Raw genomic sequence first — 16,875 nt, forward strand, 5'->3', positions numbered from 1 at the left:
TTTTATTGGTCAGGCCCCACGGGGCCAGGTATGCATTTTTTTGTTGCATCAGCCGCTCTGGCGCTGCACGGGCACAAAAAGGCTGCTGAGGCTGCTCACCTCTTCAGCTGGCCGGCGGATGCAACCCACTCCTCTCAAGAAAGGAGGTTATGAGCAATGGTTCATAAAGTGCATGTGAATGTAGGTACGATCGGTCATATCGATCATGGAAAGACGACGCTGACGGCTGCCATTCTGAAAGTGCAGGCGCAACGTGGTCTGGCAAAGGTCAAGTCTTACCAGGAGATTGCGCGTGGCGGAATTGAACGCGACAAAAACAAGACGGTGACGATTCTGGCCTCGCATGTGAAGTACGAGACGGAGAGGCGGACGTACGCGCACATCGACTGTCCGGGGCATGCGGATTACATCAAGAACATGATTTCCGGGGCGGCCCAGATGGATGGTGCGGTACTGCTGGTCTCTGCAGCCGACGGTCCGATGCCCCAGACGCGCGAGCACATTCTGCTGGCGCGGCAGGTGGGAGTGCCTTACCTGGTCGTGTTTCTTAACAAGTGTGACCTGGTTGACGATCCGGAACTGATCGAACTGGTGGAGCTGGAACTGCGGGAACTGCTGACCCATTACGGCTTTCCCGGAGATGACATTCCCTTCATTCAGGGTTCCGCGAAACAGGCCGATGATCGGCCGGATGATCCGGAGGCAGCTCATTGTATTCACGAACTGCTGGAGGCACTGGATACGTACGTGCCCGATCCGGAACGTCTGACGGACCGGCCGTTCCTGATGTCGATCGAGGACGTGTTTACGATTACGGGGCGCGGATCGGTGGTCACGGGAAAGATTGAGCAGGGACAGATCCGTCCGGGTGATGCGGTCGAGATCGTGGGGCTGAGCGATGCCACCCGGTCTGACATTGTGACGTCGGTCGAATCGTTCAACGCTCTGGTCGATACCGGCTATGCCGGCAACAACGTGGGGTGTCTGCTGAGAAAGACGGGCTACGAAGATGTGTCACGAGGGCAGGTGCTGGCAGCAGTCGGCACAGTGACTCCGTACCGGAACTTCGAAGCGGAAGTCTACGTGTTGAAGAAAGAAGAAGGGGGGCGGCATACGCCATTCTTTGACGGGTATACGCCCCAGTTTTTCTTTCGGACGACGAACGTCACGGGAACCGTGCGGGTAGAGGGCCAGGCCGACCTGGCGATGCCCGGTGATGGTGTGACGTTGAATGTGATGCTCAATCAGCCGATTGCGCTGACTGAGGGAGACCGGTTTGCAATTCGTGAAGGCAGTAAAACGGTTGGTTCGGGTGTGGTCACACGTGTGATCGCCTGAGGGTGTCCCCTGGTCTACGAAAGTGGACCAGGGGTTTTTTACGGTATCAGTACAGCATTCGATATGAATGTGTCGCTGGTTCTGCTGAAGTCTGTATGAAAATGCAGGACAGCCCTTGCGAAATACGGTGGATCGGGTTCACAATAGGCCAACTCATATCAACCCGGTAGGGATATTCAGTTGCGTGTTTAAGTGAGTGCAGGCCAGTTGACTGGTTGTGTGCTGATCCCGAACACGGACCGTCATCAAGGTGGATGTTTCAATGTGGTCTTCGCGTCTGTTCTGGAAGCTGTTCCTGGTTTATGCCGGTTTGAATATCGCTTCCGCGATTGTGTTTGTGCTGATTGTTTCGGGACGCCAGCGGACTCAGGTAGTCGACCAGGTGCAACAGCGGCTGCACGACTCAGCAGTGATCATGCGGAGCAGCATGGAGGGAGTCTTCGAGCAGGGGTTTTCGGAGGCGCTGCAGGTCAAGGTTGAGAAGCTGGGCACAGAAACCGGAACACGGATTACCCTGATCGACATGGACGGCGTGGTGATTGCAGATTCCGATCAGAACTCCCTGCAACTGGTCCGCGAGATGGAGAATCATAAAAACCGTGTGGAGGTCATTAAAGCGCTGGCCACGGGTTCGGGGACTTCGGAGCGGATCAGTCCCACTTTGAGTGAGCCGATGAAGTATTATGCGCTGTTGTACAGACATGATGGGAAGCCGGAAGGCGTGGTCCGGGTCTCGATTACGATGTCCAAGATCCAGCTGGAGATCTCCTCAATTGAGAAGCTGATCTGGAGTATCGCGCTGGTGGTCAGCTTTACGGTGATGCTGATTACCTACTGGGTGGTCGCCCGTATGATCCGTCCGCTGACGATCCTGACCAATGCCGCGGAGTCGATCGCGAATGGAGATTACGATCAAAAGCTGTATTTCCCGCAACATGACGAGCTGGGAATTCTGGCACAGTCCTTCAATCATATGAGCAAGGAGATGGCCGAACGCGTGCGACAGCTGCAGGCCAGTGGTGATCGCCTGAGTACCGTGCTGGAGGGGATGGTCGAAGGTGTGATCGCGACGAATGAACGACAACATGTCCTGTTCGCGAACGAGTCGGCGGGGCGGCTGCTGTTTTTCTCCCCCAAAGAGGCGCAGGGGAAGCCGCTGTTTGAATCGGTGCGGAATCACCAGTTACAGAAGGCGGTTACAGAAGTTCTGATGACCCTCGAACCACAACGGATGGAAGTGGAACTGGAGAGCACCAGTGATCGCATTCTGGGGGTCACGACGACTCCGCTGCCGGGCACGCCCTGTCCGGGGCTGGTGATCGTGCTGTTCGACATGACTGAATTGCGGCGGCTGGAATCGTTGCGGCAGGAGTTCGTGGCGAATGTCTCACATGAGCTGAAGACGCCGCTGAGTTCCATCAAGGCATACACGGAAACACTGATCCGCGGCGCGATGGATGATCCGGAAATCAGCAAGACGTTTTTGTTAAGGATTGAAGAGCAGGCGGACCGGCTGCATCAGCTGATTCTGGATCTGATCAGTCTGGCGAGTATCGAATCGGGGAATCAGGTGTTCGATATCATCAGCATCGACCTGCGGCCGTTCGTGGAATCATGCCTGGTGGATCAGCAGACCGTGGCCGAGTCGAAACAGATTGAACTGGTCATCGAAGAGCAGGAGCCGGGCCTGCGGGTCAAGGCGGACGAAGAGGGTCTGCACCAGATTCTGGGGAACCTGATCAACAACGCGATCAAGTACACGCCGGAGCAGGGGCGGATTACAATTCGCTGGCAGCCCGAACAGGGAAACATGGTATTACTGCAGGTGCAGGACACCGGAATCGGGATCGAGGAAAAGCATCTGGCACGGCTGTTCGAGCGGTTTTTCCGGGTAGACAAAGCCCGTTCGCGCGAGCTGGGCGGGACCGGCCTGGGGCTCTCGATTGTGAAGCATCTGGTACAATCGTTTAATGGTACTATTGGTGTGACCAGTAAAGTCGGTGAAGGAACCACATTTTCGGTCCGTCTCCCCCGTGGCTGATGGCGGGGTTGAGTGTTGTAAGTCTCTTATATATATCATGTTAGGGTATGTATTTCCGGTGGTTCTCGTGTTCCGGAAAGTTTAAGTACTTCACGGTTTCTTAATATTATCTTAACAATGTGCGGGTATGGTAAGACGCGTCTGAGGGAGATCCATTTCAGGCCTGTTTCATCTGACGGGCGGGGCGATCTCCGTTTTCAAAGCGAACATCTATCTTATTTAAACACCATATCGCATTGGGGAGAAACACACACGATGATCACGACAAACAAGGGGAAAGTATGGGGGCTGCTGTTTCTGGCCATTGGCATTTCCCTGATTGGCGTTGGATGCAACGGCGGTGGCAATAGCGCAAACGAAACCGCTGCCAAGCAGGAAGGCACTGAACCGGCTTCAGACACACCCGCTGAGGCTGGTGAGAAACTGGAAGGCAGTGTGAAAATCGATGGTTCCAGTACCGTCTATCCTGTGAGTGAAGCCGTAGCCGAAGAGTTCCGTGCTGTGCAGCCTAAAGTGCGTGTGACCGTTGGTTTCTCCGGAACTGGTGGCGGGATGAAGAAGTTCATCGCAGGCGAAGTGGATATCTGCGATGCGTCCCGGGCGATGAAAGAAAAAGAAGCAACCGCCTGTAAGGAAAAAGGGATTGAGTTCATCGAGCTGTCTGTTTCCTTCGATGGTCTGGCTGTGATGGTGAATCCCAAGAACGACTGGTGCGACTGCCTGACCGTAGGGCAGCTGAAAGAGCTGTGGCGTCCTGAAAGTGGCGTCAAGCAGTGGAAAGACCTGGATCCTAAGTGGCCCGCCAAAGACATCAAGCTGTATGGTCCGGGAACCGATTCCGGTACGTTCGACTACTTCACTGAAGCAATCGTAGGTGAATCCAAGGCGAGCCGGGCTGATTACACTGCCAGCGAAGACGATAACGTGCTGGTGACCGGCGTTTCTGAAGACGCTGATGCCTTGGGTTACTTCGGCTACGCTTACTACGAAGAAAACAAAGACAAGCTGAAGCTGCTGGCTGTTGACGGTGGCAAAGGCTGTACCAAGCCTTCGCTGGAAACCGTACGGAACAATACTTACCAGCCGCTCTCACGTCCGCTGTTTATCTATGTGCGGAAGTCAGCTCTGGAACGTCCGGAAGTCGTTGCCTTCGTGAAGTTCTACATGGAGAACGCCGCTGCCCTGTCGAAAGACGTGGGTTATGTGCCCGTCTCAGAGGAAGTGCAGAAGAAGAATATGGAAACCCTTAATGGAGCTTTGTCAAAGTGACAAACGAACGTTCTGACAAAGAACAATCAGTTGAAATGCACGGGGGTGAGGCAGCAGTCATCGGGCTGCCTCGCTCTACGTCTTTAGAAGGTGCCGGCGGCTTATGGAGCCGTCTGCGTCCCGTTTACGAAGGCTTGATTCATACCTCGCTGTTGATCTGTGCCAGCATTTCGGTGCTGGTGACCGTGGGCATTGTGATCGTTCTGCTGTATGAATCGATCAAGTTCTTCTACGATGTACCCGTCATCGAATTTTTGACGGGGACCCAATGGACCCCGTTACTCAAGCCGCAGCATTTCGGGATTCTGCCTCTGCTCTGCGGAACGATGCTGGTCGCCGGTGGTTCAGCCCTGGTGGCGGTTCCCATCGGCCTGGGGACTGCGATTTACCTCAGCGAGTATGCCTCACCCCTCTTTCGCGACATCGTCAAACCGCTGCTGGAAATTCTGGCCGGGATTCCCTCCGTGGTTTACGGCTATCTGGCCATCGTGTTTGTCTCCCCGATTATCCGGGAAATCTTTCCCAGTGCCGGCGTGTTCAATGCGGCCAGTGCCTGTGTGGTCGTGGGCATCATGATCCTGCCGATGATCATCTCCCTGAGTGAAGACGTGCTGCAATCGGTGCCGATTTCGTTGAGAGCAGCGGCTTCGGCACTGGGGGCGAATAAATTTGAAGTCACTGTGCGTGTAGTCCTGCCGGCTGCGATGTCGGGGATTATTGCCAGTTTCCTGCTGGCCGTCTCCCGTGCGATTGGTGAGACGATGGCGGTGACCCTGGCGGCAGGAGCGACACCGAAGCTGACACTGAATCCGCTGGAAAGTATCCAGACCATGACCGCCTACATCGTGCAGGTGAGCCTGGGAGACACCCCGGCAGGGACGATTGAGTACCGGACGATTTTTGCGGTTGGCCTCGCCCTGTTTCTCACGACGATGACCATGAATCTGATTGCTCAATATATTCTCTCCCGCGTAGGAGAACGCTACGAATGAGCACGAAACTTGATATTTATACAACGAAGCGTCGTGGCCGGGTCCTTAACGGCCTGTTTACCGCGGCCTGTTTTCTGGCTACGATCACCTGTGTTCTGGTTCTGCTGGGACTGATCTGGAATATCATTAACCAGGGACAAGACTGGCTGGACTGGGATTTCATCAAACATCTGCCTTCACGGTTCCCGGAAAAAGCCGGGATTAAAACCGCCCTGTGGGGCAGTATCTGGCTGATCGGCCTGACGGCGCTGTTTTCGGTGCCGCTGGGAGTGGGGGCAGCCGTTTATCTGGAAGAATATGCCCCCCGCACCCGCTGGCGGAAACTGATTCAACTGAATATTGCAAATCTGGCTGGCGTGCCTTCGATTGTCTACGGGATTCTGGGGCTGGGTCTGTTTGTACGGGCACTGGCTTTTGAACGGAGTGTGCTGTCCGGAGCCCTGACGCTGACGCTGGTCGTCTTGCCGATCATTATTCTGGCTTCTCAGGAAGCATTGAGGGCCGTTCCCGATTCGATTCGCCGTTCAGCTTATGCCCTGGGGGCGACGCGGTGGCAGACGGTCTGGCATCAGGTGCTGCCGGCTTCTCTGCCGGGCATCATGACGGGGGTGATTCTGTCCCTGTCGCGGGCACTGGGAGAAGCGGCACCGTTGCTCGTTGTGGGGGCGATGGCGTATGTCCCCTTTGTGCCGGAAAAATTATCGGATGAGTTTACCGCTCTGCCGATTCAGATTTTCAACTGGACTTCGCGTCCACAGGAAGAATTTCATCACCTGGCAGCAGCCGGGATTTTAGTGCTGCTGGTAGTACTGGTCAGCATGAATGCGGTTGCCGTGTTTGTGCGGCACAGATACGGGAAAAAGATTCGCTGGTAAGAAAAGGGACTCCGCGAGAGGAGAAATGTGAAATTCTCCCGCACAGAATTGAGTTAAATTATCTATAATAGTTTTCAGCAGGGAGTTCCAATTTATGGCTTCAACACCCTCGGTTAAAAATAATATGCAATCATCTGATAAAGCAGCCTCCGCTCATTCACACGGCCCTGTCGTGCGGCCTTCGATTCCTGAAGGCAAGAGTATGCGGACGGCTGATGAACTGGCGCAGGCGACCGAAAAAATCAGCGTGCGCGATTTATCGTTTTACTATTCGGAGAACCGTGCGTTAACTGACATTACCCTTTCCATTCCGGAACGTTGCGTGACCGCGTTCATCGGCCCTTCCGGTTGCGGAAAGTCGACGTTCCTGCGGTGTCTGAACCGGATGAACGACATGATCGAAGGGACCCGGGTGGAGGGGGAGATCCTGCTGGAAGGCCAGGATATCTATTCTCCTCGGACGGATATTGTGACCCTGCGGAAGCGGATCGGGATGGTGTTTCAGAAGTCGACGCCGTTTCCGAAATCCATTTTCGATAATGTGGCCTTTGGTCCCAAGATCGCCGGGATCCGCAAGAAGAAGGATCTGTATGAAATTGTCGAGCGTTCATTGCAGCGATCCGCTCTGTGGGATGAAGTCAAAGACCGTTTGAGTGAGTCCGCATTGAACTTATCGGGTGGGCAACAGCAGCGTTTATGTATTGCCCGTGCCCTGGCCAACGACCCGGATATCCTGTTGATGGATGAGCCGGCCTCGGCACTGGATCCGGCGTCAACGGCGCGCATCGAAGACCTGATTTTCGAACTCAAGGAACAATACACGATTGTCATTGTGACACACAACATGCAGCAGGCGGCGCGTGTTTCCGACCAGGCTGCGTTTTTCTACCAGGGGCTGCTGGTGGAATCGGGGGCGACGGAAGAGCTCTTCACGAATCCGAAAAAACAGCAGACCGAAGACTACATTACCGGCAGGTTTGGATAAGCCAATGACGAAACATTTACAGCGTGATATGGAATCTCTGGAGCGGGAAATCATCACCCAGTCGTCGCTGGTGGAAGAGATGATCTCGAAAGCCAGTCGCGCGCTCTACGAGGTACAGGTGGATCTGGCCCACGAGGTGATCGAACAGGAACGCGCGATCGACGAAAGTGAAGTGAAAATCGAGGAAGACTGCCTGAAAATTCTGGCACTGCACCAGCCTGTGGCGGTGGACTTGCGCGAGACGGCAACGGTACTCAAGATTAACAACGACCTGGAGCGGATCGCGGATCTGGCAGTGAATATCGCGGAGCGAACGATCGGTCTGTCTCATTACCCGAATTTCCACATCCCCCCCTCACTGGAGGCGATGACCAAGGTGACGGTTTCGATGCTGCGAGATGCCATCGATGCCTTTATCGATTTCGATACTGAAAAGGCCCGCGATGTCTGCAAGCGGGACGACATCGTCGACGGATACAACCGTGAAATCATCAACGAGATTTATGTGTTGATGCAGTCCGATCCGGACCTGATTAAACCGGCATTACACTTCTTTTCTTCAGCTCGCCACATTGAACGTATTGCCGACCATACTACGAATATTGCTGAAGATGTGATTTACCTGACCGAGGGCGAGATTATCCGCCATCGGCATAAAGAAACATTTTCTACCTGACCCGGTTTTATTGAGGTGCTATAAGAAAAAGATATGTCTAAGAAACGCATTCTTGTGATCGAAGATGATCGTTCTCTCTCTGAAGTTCTCGCATACAATCTGCGACAGGAGAAATACGATGCAGTGGTGGCCCTGGATGGGATGGACGGATTACGGCAGGCCCAGCTGAAAACACCAGACTTGATTATTCTGGATCTGATGTTGCCGCAGATGGATGGCCTGGAAGTCTGCCGCAGATTGCGGTCGGACCCGGTGACCAGCAACGTGCTGATTCTGATGCTGACAGCGAAATCGGAAGAGACTGACCAGGTCGTCGGTTTCACGCTGGGAGCGGATGATTATGTCACAAAGCCTTTTAGCGTCAAGATTCTCCTGGAACGTATCAAGGCGCTGCTCCGGCGACGTGAAAGCAACGGTGAAGCATCTGATACCATTGTCAGCCAGGGGGTGATGATTGACCGTCGCCGACATCGGGTGATGATTGACGATGTACCGATTTCACTGACTCGCAGTGAATTCGAACTGCTCGAGGCACTGGTTCGCCAGCCGGGGCGTGTGTTCTCGCGTGCCGAACTGATTGATGCGGCTCTGGGAGACGACGCTCTGGTGCTGGAGCGGACGATTGACGTGCATATTCGGGCATTACGCCAGAAGCTGGATAAGCACGCAGAGTTGATTGAAACAGTGCGAGGGGTTGGTTATCGATTCCGCGATCCAGATACGGCATTCAAGAAACAGACAACGTAAGTTGTTTGAGAGAAGTCTGATATTTTAAACAGGTCTGTGCAAGCAGGCCTGTTTTGCTATTGAGTGTCAGGGCTTGGAGTCAGCGTGCAGGTGGTGCAATCTGAAATCCGGCAGCAGGTGGTGTATTAATGAATACGTTTTCCTGGTGTTTCTTTCTATGCAAACTGCGAAAAACTTGCTGAAACGGTAGTTGACAGTTCCTGAGAGGTCGATATACTTGATGTAGTTGAGACTGAGTCTCATGATCGACTTTCCACAAGGTCAAACCTGAGATCGGAGTTCCAGCCGTTTCCTGCCTGAGGAGCTCCGGATATTTCATGATCACTTTCCACGTAAAAAAAGCGTCTGTCACAAAGGATGCGACAAACGCTTGGGTATAGTGTAAGATGTCAACAGTAACCGAAAGCCAGATTGAGCGTGTTGCTGCCGCCCCGGCCACTGAGATTGCACCGCGCCGCCGTTTTCTCTGCCACTGTCTGAAAGTGACCCCTGACGAAGTCCAGAAGTGTATTACCGATACCAATGCGGAAACGGTACACGAAGTGACTCGCAGCTGTGGTGCCGGAAAAGGCTGCACTGCCTGCCATTGTCGGATTAAGGATCTTCTGGCAGGCCTGTGCGATGATTGCGGCCAGTCGAAACGGCGTTGCCTGTGTGCCGCCCAGACGGTTTAAAGGCTTTCTATTCGCGAATCTGCTCTGCCAGGTAGTTCTGAATTCCGACCTGTTTGATCAGTTCCAGCTGTGATTCGCACCAGTCGATACTTTCTTCCGATTCGACCACCATCTGATCCATGAGTTCACGGCTGCCGGCATCTTTTTCCTGTCGACAGAGCTCGATCGCTTCGTTGTAGGTGGCGACCCCTTTGGTTTCGAGTGCCAGGCTGTTCTGGATCTGCTCTTCGACTGTCTGGCCTACACGGATCACGTCATAGCGGGCGATTTCCGGCACCCCATCCAGGTAGAGAATGCGGTCGATGACCTGTTCCGCATGTTTCATCTCTTCGATGGATTCATCGTAAAAGTGCTTGGCCAGCTTGTCGAAGCCCCAGTCTTTGCACATTTTGGAAGAAATGAAGTAGAGGTTGATGGCGGTGAGCTCGATTGTCAGCCCATCGTTTAACGCGTCGATAATGTTCTGGCTACCCTTCATTGGTCCTGCTTTCTCGGCTTGTCTTTCCTGCCCCAGCTGAAGTATGTGCCGGAGCAAATCATGTTAATTGTGTTTGACTACCGGTAGTATTCGTAAATGCACAAACTTGTTCCAGAGTGAATCTTACGAAAAATGACTATTTCCGTAGATTGAAACGGGATCTCCCGCCAGGCAGAGAATACAGCGGCGATTTTTGAAACCGATTCTCAATTACCGATGTTTTTCAGGGAGCGAGTTTGCGGAGTTCGACCTTACGGAACTGCACAGGATGACTTTCCGACTGGAGGGAAATGGTTCCTTTTTCCAGCATGAGCGGGGCCCCCGCCTGGATCAGCTTCTGTGCATCGGCGTCGGAGGGGTCGAGCTGTGGTTTGGTGTATGAGAGTACGGTTTCTCCATCAATGATGTGTTTGATGATCTGATTGCCTTTGACTTCGACTTCGACGGTCACCCACTGGTCGCCCCGGTAAGTTTTGGAGCTGGAGTCGATACAGTGCGGTTTGAAAAGTTTGCCATCCATCACGACATGCGTGCCCGGAGTACAGAGATTAGCGGTCGTCCGTTTGCCTGTGGCTCTCCCTCCCAGCAGCTGGACTTCGATGGAAACGGGGAAACGCTGATCGAGAGACATGCTTTCGGGGCTCTGGCCATGCACCATAATGCCGCTGTTACGAAAGGCCCAGCCCGGTCCTTTTTTGGCCTGTTCTCCTATGAAGCGATATTCCACGCGGATGATATAGTGCGAGAAGCTGTCTTTGTAGAAGATGTGACCGAATTTTTCGTCGAACTCATCGTACTGGTCATAGTTGACTGTCATTAAACCATCTTCGACCCGGAAGGTGTTACCGAAGTTGTCGCCCGGTTCATAGCCGCGGATTTTGACGGTCCAGCCATCCAGATTTTTACCGTTGAACAGAGGGATCCATTTCTCCGCTGCTTTGGTATCTTCCGCGCTGAGAGTCAGGGGCAGACAGAGCGAGAGGCAGAGAGACAAACCGGCAGCGAGAGCAGATGCGGATTTCACGGGTACGTTCCTTTATGCAGTCAGTCAAGGGGGTCGGGTTCAAAAGTCAGTGTACTTCCCGCGGGAAGAGGCTGCCATTATATGTGGTTGTGAGGGAAATAGCACGTTTTGGAATTGCAGATTAGCGGATTTGCCTGAGGGGACGCGCGCTGGAGCTCCGCCAATAAAAAAACGCCCGTTGAAGTAACGGGCGTTTCATTTTTTTTACAGCAGGCATGATGCCTGAGAGCGGCTGACCTTGCGGTCTGCCTGCAGGGCAGGGAACTACTCTGGTTTGCTCTCTTCGCCACCTTCTGGTACTTCAGCACCAGCACCACCAGTGGTGGAACCAGCTTCAGGAGCTTCACCAACAGGAGCAGCAGCAGCAGGATCTTCAGCGGGAGCAGGAGCTTCCGAAGCAGGTTTTCCGCAACCGACGGCCCAGATGGAGATGCTAACAGTGGCAAGCACGACAAACAGTCGGCTCAGTTTTGTCAAAGACATTGAATTGTCCCTTCCGATTTCATTGTTGAAAAAAAGTGAGTCACTTGAGTTCTGTCTATGAAGACATTCTGTCTAGAAACATTAAAAAATGAGCCCCCTGAGATTTCAAGCGCCATCGGGAAACTTTAGGTCAGTTTTCAGTTTGAATCGGTAAAAACTGAGGTTTTTCTCGCTCTGAGAAGCTGGCTTTACTGGAGACGGTTTACCAGTTATAGCGAAATCACAGGGCCGAAGATGCCGGGGCGGTCGTGGGGGAGCCTCTTCTGGCGGGGTGCCAAAAAATCTCAGAAACGTCAAGATTAAATTCATTTAATCCGCAAAAAACCGCCAGAAAAGGGGGAAATACAAATTTTCGAATTCTCAAAATTTTTATAAGAAACTTTGATATAACAGTTTGCTAATTCGTTCCGGGTTTGTCACACTTATTTCAGTTCTGAGAATTTGATTCTTATCAAAGTAAGTGTCCAGTTTCCTCAGGGCTGATATCCGTTCTTATTTTTGCGTCATAATACGCTGAGCGTATTTTTTTCAGTGCGTCACTATTTTACGAACGTGTTTCTTGAAGTGGTGATCAATTACAGAGTGACAATAAACTCCGTTTTATTGTCGAGAGACTTTTAAGTTAGAGGATGGGCTACATGGCCACTGGAACAATTAAAAAAATCACAGAAAAAGGTTTTGGCTTCATTAACGACGGTCAACAGGATATCTTTTTTCATCTCTCATCACTGGACGGAGTCACATTCGATCAACTGGTAGAAGGCCAGACAGTCGAATTCGAAAGCGAAAAAAGCGATCGCGGTCTGCGAGCTGTTCGCGTTACCACGTCTGAGTAATTCTGAATTCAGTTCCACGCTTCCACAGGATTGTGTAACACACCCAGTCCCTGAATTTCTACGTCGACCTGGTCTCCAGGTTTCATGTAGACAGGGGGCTTACGGGCCATACCCACTCCCGGTGGCGTCCCGGTAAAGATAATATCTCCCGGTTCGAGTGTCATGAATTGAGACAAGAACTGCACGATCTCCTGGATCGTGAAGATAAATTTATCGGTACAGGAATTCTGCATGACCTCTCCATTCAGCGTCAGCTTAATGGGGAGGTTGTTTGCATCCTCGATTTCATCCGAGGTGACCAGATAAGGGCCAGTCGGAGCAAATGTGTCTGCTGTTTTGCCTAACAGCCACTGTCCGCCCGGGCGTCCAATCTGCCAGTCGCGTGCGGAAACATCGTGTCCGTTCATGTAACCCGCGATGTAATTCAGTGCGTCGTCCTGGCTGACGTTACGGCATGTTTTTCCGATCACGGCTACCAGTTCGGCTTCAAAGTCGACTTCTCTGGCAATCTCCGGGATGCGAATCGGCTGATCCGGTCCTGTGACTGACGTGGTGAATTTACTGAAGCAAACCGGTTCATCGGGAAATGCCATTCCTGTTTCTTCGGCGTGATCGCGATAGTTCAGGCCGATGCAGATGACTTTTCCCGGGTGCGGAACCGGAGCGCAGAGGGTGCCGGTAATCTGTCGGTCGGCTTCTACAGCCTGCCCGGCTGCTTTTTCAGCACGTTCGAGCCCGTTTTCCAGACTGAGCACGCCCTTCAGTGAAGGGGGCAGTGTTTCGTCGAAGGCGCGCAGATCATAGAACGTCAGCTGACCTTCCTGATCAGCTACGGACACAACGGTCGGACCCTGTTCTGTTTGCAAAGTAGCTAACTTCATACCCGAGTACTCCCTTCGACGACTGGTTGTGAAACATCAAATGCTCTAGTTCAGCAGTCACGAATCTTATGTTGCGGCGCAGATTAGATGTAGTGAACGAAAGCATCTTGTCGGTCAGAATTTCGAAAGAATCTGAACCGGTGTCGGGTTTTCCGTCTGTGGGGATTAAATATCGGATACGCATGATTTCCATCTCCAGCGGGGATTGCTATGCTGTGGGGAGTGGATCTGTTCTGCAGGAAACCGCAGGTCTGACACGCGATTTTTGATTCCATTCTTTCTTTAGCGACTTAAATATTATGGCCAAAGCGACCTATAAAGATGCCGGCGTCGACCTGGATCTCTATCAGAAAGCCATGTCTTCGATCAATCCCCTCCTGGCAAAAACGCATGTCGCACAAAAGTCCCGGGTGATGGAATTACCTGGTGGATTTGCCGGTCTGTTTCGCCTGAATAACCCGGAGCCGGGGCCTTCCGGTCGCCAGTATGAAGATCCGGTGCTGGTTTCGGGCACCGATGGAGTGGGGACCAAAATCAAAGTCGCCATTCAGGCTGAGGTCTATAATACGATCGGCATCGATCTGGTGGCGATGTGTGTGAATGACTGTCTCTGCCTGGGAGCCGAACCCCTGTTTTTCCTGGATTACATCGCATTGGGGAAAGATGATCCGGAACGACTGGTCGAGCTGATGGAAGGGGTGACAAAAGGTTGCGTGTACTCTAAAGCGGCTCTGCTGGGTGGGGAAACAGCAATCATGCCCGATTTGTACGGCGATGGTGATTTTGACATGGCTGGTTTCTGTGTCGGCGTTGTTGAACGCAACCAGGTGCTGGACGGCCAGGCGATTCAGTCCGGGGATGTCGTACTGGGTCTGGAATCGAGCGGATTTCACTCCAACGGTTACAGCCTGATCCGCAAAGTTGTCTTTGAGATGGCGGGACTGGATGTCAACGACCAGATCGAAGAACTGAATCAGCGAACGGTGGCCAGCGTACTGCTGGAGCCGACCCGGATTTATGCAGAAGCGGTCAATTCCATTTTCCAGAGTTATCCCGATGAGATTGTGATCAGTGGTCTGGCACACATTACCGGGGGGGGACTGGTAGAAAATGTAGAACGGATTCTGCCTCAGAATCGCCGGATTGATCTGAAAAAATCTGCCTGGGAAGTTCCGGCGGCATTCCGCTGGCTGCAGTCACTGGGGAGCATCGACGAGGAAGAGATGTTCCGCGTGTTTAATATGGGCATCGGCCTGGTGGCAATCGTCCGGGCGCAACATGCAGAGGAAGTGCAGGAAAAACTGCAAGCCCAGCAGATTCCCTCGCATGTGCTGGGGAAGGTCGTTCAGGGAGAGAAAGAGGTCACGCTCAGTTGACCTCCCTGCTGTCCGGGGCTGTTCTCATCTCCTCGCTGGTCTGGTTTTCCTGGTGTAGATTCTGGAAGCTTTCACCTGACCGCTTCATGCGCACCAATGTTTAGTGGGGAAATTAGGACACCGACCTTAAGCCTGATTTTCAGTTTTTTTCAGTTCAGAGGAAATAGTTTCCTTTCTTTTGTCATTTCCTGAGTGCCTCCGGTTCGAAAAGGATTAAGTGACCAGAATGTCCAGAAGGGCTATTGCTGCGTCACGTGACCGGGACCGTCGATAGCCTGCATCTTTCCGTCCTGGGACAGAATACCTCCTGTACACTGTCATCTGGATGGTGCTCCCACCGTTTGATTAATTTCTGTCAGGTTTGATTCCACTGGATTTACGAGATAGAGAAAGGCACTTATGGAACGCCCGAATCCGACTGGTCTGGAACGAACATTTGCCGATCATGAGATTATCGTCAGCAAGACGGATCTCAAGGGGCGGATTACTTACGCGAATCATACGTTTATCCAGATTTCCGGTTTCACTGAGGAAGAACTGCTGGGGCAGCCCCATAATCTGATTCGCCATCCGGATATGCCCCGTTCTGTCTTCAAACTGTTATGGGACACGATTCAGTCGGGTGAGGAAATTTTTGCCTACGTTGTCAATCTCTGTAAAAACGGAGACCACTACTGGGTGCTGGCACACGTGACTCCCACATTCAATCTGTCCGGCGAGATCATCGGCTATCATTCCAGCCGCCGCGTTCCCGAACGGAAAGCGATCGAGAAAGTGATTCCCCGGTATCGTTCGTTAAAGCGGATTGAAGGTGCGAGTTCCGACTGGCGAACCGGTATGCAGAATGCAATTCTCGAATTGCGGTCGCAGCTGGATACCGTCGGAATGGAATACGATGAGTACGTCTTTGCTCTATGACCGTTGACATTGCTATTTGAATTCAAAAGGTGACTCATGCTAGAACTGCAGACAGCCGAGCAGAGGAAAACAGAGAATGAGCCAGCGTCGAGCCTCACGGACGTGGAGCGTGAGGAACTGGAACGTTACCGCGGTTGGGTGAAACAACTGGCCGATGTCTGCGAGGCGGCTGCTGCGGGAAATCTGGAAGTCCGTCTGCGGCACATTGATGCAGACGGTGATCTGGAACGTGCGCGGGTTTCCCTGAATGGGTTACTGGATTATACCGACGCGTTTGTCCGCGAGTCGAAGGCCTCACTGACGGCTGCGGCACAGGGGAAATTCTTTCGCAAAGTGCTGCTGAAAGGGATGCGCGGCACATTTCGTCATGCGTCGGAAGTGATCAATGCTGCGGGCGAAAAGATGAAATTCCAGGCGGAAGAACTGCAGCAGGCGGAGACAAATCGCCTGGAGATGGCGGATGAATTCGAACAGCAAGTCCAGGGGATTTCGACGATTGTCTCCGCCGCCGCTACGCAGCTGCATGCGACAGTTCAGTCATTGAAAGGGGTGACGGAACGGGCCATTCTGGAAACGGGGACGGCTGTTGAATCGATCGATCAGACGGCCGAGAATGTCGATATCGTGGCTGCATCGACGGTGCAGTTGAATCAATCCATTCAGCAGATCGATGATCGGGTCAAGCAGTCTACGGAGGTGGTACAGCAGGCGGTCAATGAGAGTGAACACGCCCGGGAGTTCATGTCCGGGCTGGAAGAAGCGACCAACGACATCGGTTCATTCGCGAAGATCATTGCGGATATCGCCAAACAGACAAATCTGCTGGCACTGAATGCGACCATTGAAGCGGCCCGCGCCGGCGAAGCGGGAGCGGGATTCGCGGTGGTTGCTTCCGAAGTGAAAAACCTGGCACAGGATACGGCCCGGGCTACGGATCGCATTACCGAACAGATTCGGCAGATCCAGGATGTGGTGCATGGCGCGGTGACCAACATCGCGACCGTCAGTAGTACGATTCGCAAAGTGGATGAAATCAGCGAATCGATTTCGACTTCGATCTCCGAACAGAGCCAGGCGATTGCCACGATTCACCAGAACGTCAAAGATGCCGCGGGACAAACAGTGCAGACTTATGAACTGGTGCAACGGGTCTCCTCCACAGCATCTGAGACATTTCTTTCCACGAGCGACCTGGTCAGTGCCGCCAACGATATTGCCCGGCAGTCGGTAAGCTTGAATACCGCGGTCAACGAGTTTCTGATGACGATCCGTTCGAAATAGA

At 52.9% G+C, this 16,875-nt stretch carries 17 protein-coding genes; 13 read left to right on the forward strand and 4 right to left on the reverse strand.

What is annotated here, in order from left to right:
- Window positions 1–156 precede the first annotated feature (156 nt).
- The 9 genes from tuf to Enr10x_RS02840 all read left to right on the forward strand — a co-directional run bounded on the left by tuf (window position 157) and on the right by Enr10x_RS02840 (window position 9,597).
- Window positions 157–1,338: an elongation factor Tu gene (gene tuf, locus Enr10x_RS02800; protein ID WP_145448086.1), complete on the forward strand. Its 1,182-nt coding sequence runs from the start codon at window positions 157–159 to the stop codon at window positions 1,336–1,338.
- A 262-nt stretch (window positions 1,339–1,600) separates the two neighbouring features.
- Entirely contained in the window at window positions 1,601–3,379 is a 1,779-nt protein-coding gene (gene pnpS, locus Enr10x_RS02805; RefSeq protein WP_145448087.1) for a two-component system histidine kinase PnpS, read from the forward strand.
- 255 nt (window positions 3,380–3,634) lie between these two features.
- Window positions 3,635–4,648 (forward strand): PstS family phosphate ABC transporter substrate-binding protein, encoded by a 1,014-nt coding sequence (locus tag Enr10x_RS02810; RefSeq protein ID WP_145448088.1) that lies wholly within the window; start codon window positions 3,635–3,637, stop codon window positions 4,646–4,648.
- Entirely contained in the window at window positions 4,645–5,640 is a 996-nt protein-coding gene (gene pstC, locus Enr10x_RS02815) for a phosphate ABC transporter permease subunit PstC (RefSeq protein WP_232093214.1), read from the forward strand. Before Enr10x_RS02810 ends, pstC begins: the two co-directional genes overlap by 4 nt.
- Window positions 5,637–6,515 carry a phosphate ABC transporter permease PstA gene (gene pstA, locus Enr10x_RS02820; protein WP_145448089.1) on the forward strand — a complete coding sequence of 293 codons (879 nt, stop codon included), beginning with the start codon at window positions 5,637–5,639 and terminating at the stop codon, window positions 6,513–6,515. The genes pstC and pstA overlap by 4 nt, the downstream gene beginning before the upstream one ends.
- A gap of 94 nt (window positions 6,516–6,609) precedes the next feature.
- A complete protein-coding gene (pstB, locus tag Enr10x_RS02825; RefSeq protein WP_315851847.1) occupies window positions 6,610–7,500 on the forward strand; it encodes a phosphate ABC transporter ATP-binding protein PstB in 891 nt (296 codons plus the stop codon).
- Window positions 7,501–7,504: 4 nt separating this feature from the next.
- Window positions 7,505–8,176, forward strand: a complete 672-nt coding sequence (gene phoU / locus Enr10x_RS02830; protein ID WP_145448090.1) for a phosphate signaling complex protein PhoU — start codon at window positions 7,505–7,507, stop codon at window positions 8,174–8,176.
- A 33-nt stretch (window positions 8,177–8,209) separates the two neighbouring features.
- Window positions 8,210–8,923, forward strand: a complete 714-nt coding sequence (locus tag Enr10x_RS02835) for a response regulator (protein ID WP_145103798.1) — start codon at window positions 8,210–8,212, stop codon at window positions 8,921–8,923.
- A 386-nt stretch (window positions 8,924–9,309) separates the two neighbouring features.
- Window positions 9,310–9,597 (forward strand): (2Fe-2S)-binding protein, encoded by a 288-nt coding sequence (locus Enr10x_RS02840; protein WP_145448091.1) that lies wholly within the window; start codon window positions 9,310–9,312, stop codon window positions 9,595–9,597.
- 7 nt (window positions 9,598–9,604) lie between these two features.
- Here the strand turns inward: Enr10x_RS02840 and bfr are convergent, their stop codons facing one another.
- The 3 genes from bfr to Enr10x_RS02855 form a co-directional block, all read right to left on the reverse strand.
- The gene (bfr, locus tag Enr10x_RS02845; protein ID WP_145448092.1) at window positions 9,605–10,075 is read right to left on the reverse strand and encodes a bacterioferritin; all 471 of its coding nucleotides are present in this window, start codon (window positions 10,073–10,075) and stop codon (window positions 9,605–9,607) included.
- A gap of 223 nt (window positions 10,076–10,298) precedes the next feature.
- Window positions 10,299–11,099, reverse strand: a complete 801-nt coding sequence (locus tag Enr10x_RS02850; RefSeq protein ID WP_145448093.1) for a 3-keto-disaccharide hydrolase — start codon at window positions 11,097–11,099, stop codon at window positions 10,299–10,301.
- 264 nt (window positions 11,100–11,363) lie between these two features.
- The gene (locus tag Enr10x_RS02855) at window positions 11,364–11,582 is read right to left on the reverse strand and encodes a hypothetical protein (protein ID WP_145103806.1); all 219 of its coding nucleotides are present in this window, start codon (window positions 11,580–11,582) and stop codon (window positions 11,364–11,366) included.
- A 638-nt stretch (window positions 11,583–12,220) separates the two neighbouring features.
- Between Enr10x_RS02855 and Enr10x_RS02860 the strand changes: the two genes are divergently transcribed.
- On the forward strand, window positions 12,221–12,418 hold the full coding sequence (locus Enr10x_RS02860; RefSeq protein ID WP_145103808.1) for a cold-shock protein: 198 nt from the start codon (window positions 12,221–12,223) through the stop codon (window positions 12,416–12,418).
- 8 nt (window positions 12,419–12,426) lie between these two features.
- Here Enr10x_RS02860 and Enr10x_RS02865 read toward each other — a convergent pair whose 3' ends face one another.
- Window positions 12,427–13,299, reverse strand: coding sequence for a fumarylacetoacetate hydrolase family protein (locus tag Enr10x_RS02865; protein WP_145448094.1), 873 nt, complete (start codon window positions 13,297–13,299; stop codon window positions 12,427–12,429).
- Window positions 13,300–13,598: 299 nt separating this feature from the next.
- Here Enr10x_RS02865 and purM point away from each other — a divergent pair, with 299 nt between their 5' ends.
- From purM to Enr10x_RS02880, 3 genes are all read left to right on the forward strand, one after another.
- Window positions 13,599–14,675 carry a phosphoribosylformylglycinamidine cyclo-ligase gene (gene purM, locus Enr10x_RS02870; protein ID WP_145448095.1) on the forward strand — a complete coding sequence of 359 codons (1,077 nt, stop codon included), beginning with the start codon at window positions 13,599–13,601 and terminating at the stop codon, window positions 14,673–14,675.
- 399 nt (window positions 14,676–15,074) lie between these two features.
- A complete protein-coding gene (locus Enr10x_RS02875) occupies window positions 15,075–15,593 on the forward strand; it encodes a PAS domain-containing protein (RefSeq protein WP_145448096.1) in 519 nt (172 codons plus the stop codon).
- Between the two features lie 36 nt (window positions 15,594–15,629).
- Entirely contained in the window at window positions 15,630–16,874 is a 1,245-nt protein-coding gene (locus Enr10x_RS02880; RefSeq protein WP_145103816.1) for a methyl-accepting chemotaxis protein, read from the forward strand.
- Window position 16,875 lies beyond the last annotated feature (1 nt).

It is taken from the genome of Gimesia panareensis, assembly GCF_007748155.1.
Lineage (GTDB): Bacteria > Planctomycetota > Planctomycetia > Planctomycetales > Planctomycetaceae > Gimesia > Gimesia panareensis.